General features: G+C 52.1%; 1 rRNA gene. It reads right to left on the bottom strand.

Annotated elements, in window-relative coordinates:
• Positions 1-2 precede the first annotated feature (2 nt).
• Positions 3-2,931, bottom strand: a 23S ribosomal RNA gene (locus tag AAFN87_RS19985).

Here is a 2,931-nt window from a genome sequence, read left to right as displayed (position 1 = left end):
ATTTGGTTAAGTCCTCGATCGATTAGTATTCGTCAGCTCCATGTGTCACCACACTTCCACCTCGAACCTATCTACCTCATCGTCTTTGAGGGATCTTACTTACTTGCGTAATGGGAAATCTCATCTTGAGGGGGGCTTCATGCTTAGATGCTTTCAGCACTTATCCCGTCCATACATAGCTACCCAGCGATGCCTTTGGCAAGACAACTGGTACACCAGCGGTATGTCCATCCCGGTCCTCTCGTACTAAGGACAGCTCCTCTCAAATTTCCTACGCCCACGACGGATAGGGACCGAACTGTCTCACGACGTTCTGAACCCAGCTCGCGTACCGCTTTAATGGGCGAACAGCCCAACCCTTGGGACCGACTACAGCCCCAGGATGCGATGAGCCGACATCGAGGTGCCAAACCTCCCCGTCGATGTGGACTCTTGGGGGAGATAAGCCTGTTATCCCCGGGGTAGCTTTTATCCGTTGAGCGATGGCCCTTCCATGCGGAACCACCGGATCACTAAGCCCGTCTTTCGACCCTGCTCGACTTGTAGGTCTCGCAGTCAAGCTCCCTTGTGCCTTTACACTCTACGAATGATTTCCAACCATTCTGAGGGAACCTTTGGGCGCCTCCGTTACCTTTTAGGAGGCGACCGCCCCAGTCAAACTGTCCGCCTGACACTGTCTCCTACCCCGCTAAGGGGCATGGGTTAGAATTTCAATACAACCAGGGTAGTATCCCACCGACGCCTCCTTCGAAGCTGGCGCTCCGAGATCTCTGGCTCCTACCTATGCTGTACAAGTTGTACCAAAATTCAATATCAAGCTACAGTAAAGCTCCACGGGGTCTTTCCGTCCTGTCGCGGGTAACCTGCATCTTCACAGGTACTATAATTTCACCGAGTCTCTCGTTGAGACAGTGCCCAGATCGTTACGCCTTTCGTGCGGGTCGGAACTTACCCGACAAGGAATTTCGCTACCTTAGGACCGTTATAGTTACGGCCGCCGTTTACTGGGGCTTCAATTCGCAGCTTCGCTTGCGCTAACCACTCCTCTTAACCTTCCAGCACCGGGCAGGCGTCAGCCCCTATACGTCACCTTACGGTTTTGCAGAGACCTGTGTTTTTGCTAAACAGTCGCCTGGGCCTATTCACTGCGGCTCTCGTGCGCTATGCACGCTCAAGAGCACCCCTTCTCCCGAAGTTACGGGGTCATTTTGCCGAGTTCCTTAACGAGAGTTCTCTCGCACACCTTAGGATTCTCTCCTCGACTACCTGTGTCGGTTTGCGGTACGGGCACCTCTCACCTCGATAGAGGCTTTTCTTGGCAGTGTGAAATCAGGAACTTCGTCCATACGGACTCGCCATCACAGCTCAACGTTACAGTGTGCGGATTTGCCTACACACACGCCTTACTGCTTGGACGCGCACAACCAACGGCGCGCTTACCCTATCCTACTGCGTCCCCCCATTTCTCAAACGGTGAGGAGGTGGTACAGGAATATCAACCTGTTGTCCATCGCCTACGCCTATCGGCCTCGGCTTAGGTCCCGACTAACCCTGAGCGGACGAGCCTTCCTCAGGAAACCTTAGTCATACGGTGGACGGGATTCTCACCCGTCTTTCGCTACTCATACCGGCATTCTCACTTCTAAGCGCTCCACCAGTCCTTCCGGTCTGACTTCAACGCACTTAGAACGCTCTCCTACCACTGACATCATAGATGTCAATCCACAGCTTCGGTGAATCGTTTAGCCCCGATACATTTTCGGCGCAGCGTCACTCGACCAGTGAGCTATTACGCACTCTTTAAATGATGGCTGCTTCTAAGCCAACATCCTGGTTGTCTAAGCAACGCCACATCCTTTTCCACTTAACGATTACTTTGGGACCTTAGCTGGTGGTCTGGGCTGTTTCCCTCTTGACTACGGATCTTATCACTCGCAGTCTGACTCCCGTGTATAAATATCCGGCATTCGGAGTTTGTCTGAATTCGGTAAAGCGAGATGCCCCCCTAGTCCAAACAGTGCTCTACCTCCGGTATTCTCAATCACGAGGCTAGCCCTAAAGCTATTTCGGAGAGAACCAGCTATCTCCAGGTTCGATTGGAATTTCTCCGCTACCCACAGCTCATCCCCGCACTTTTCAACGTGCGTGGGTTCGGGCCTCCAGTAAGTGTTACCTCACCTTCACCCTGGCCATGGGTAGATCACCTGGTTTCGGGTCTACGACCACGTACTAATTCGCCCTATTCAGACTCGCTTTCGCTGCGGCTCCGTCTTATCAACTTAACCTCGCACGTAATCGTAACTCGCCGGTTCATTCTACAAAAGGCACGCTATCACCCATTAACGGGCTCTAACTACTTGTAGGCACACGGTTTCAGGATCTATTTCACTCCCCTTCCGGGGTGCTTTTCACCTTTCCCTCACGGTACTGGTTCACTATCGGTCACTAGGTAGTATTTAGCCTTGGGAGATGGTCCTCCCGGATTCCGACGGAATTTCACGTGTTCCGCCGTACTCAGGATACACTCTGGAGGGAATGAACTTTCGACTACAGGGCTATTACCTGCTATGGCGGACCTTTCCAAGTCGCTTCGTCTAACTCATTCTTTTGTAACTCCGTATAGAGTGTCCTACAACCCCAAAGAGCAAGCTCTTTGGTTTGGGCTCTTCCCGTTTCGCTCGCCGCTACTCAGGGAATCGAATTTTCTTTCTGTTCCTGCAGGTACTTAGATGTTTCAGTTCCCTGCGTCTGTCTTCAACACGCTATGAATTCACGTGAAGATACTATGCTATTAAACATAGTGGGTTCCCCCATTCGGAAATCCCCGGATCAAAGCTCACTTACAGCTCCCCGAGGCATATCGGTGTTAGTGCCGTCCTTCATCGACTCCTAGTGCCAAGGCATCCACCGTGCGCCCTTAATAACTTAACC

The sequence above is a fragment of the Solibacillus sp. CAU 1738 genome (assembly GCF_039888725.1).
Taxonomy (GTDB): domain Bacteria; phylum Bacillota; class Bacilli; order Bacillales_A; family Planococcaceae; genus Metasolibacillus.
Note: the sequence above shows the minus strand (reverse complement) of the source record. Positions and strands in the feature narration are given on the sequence as shown.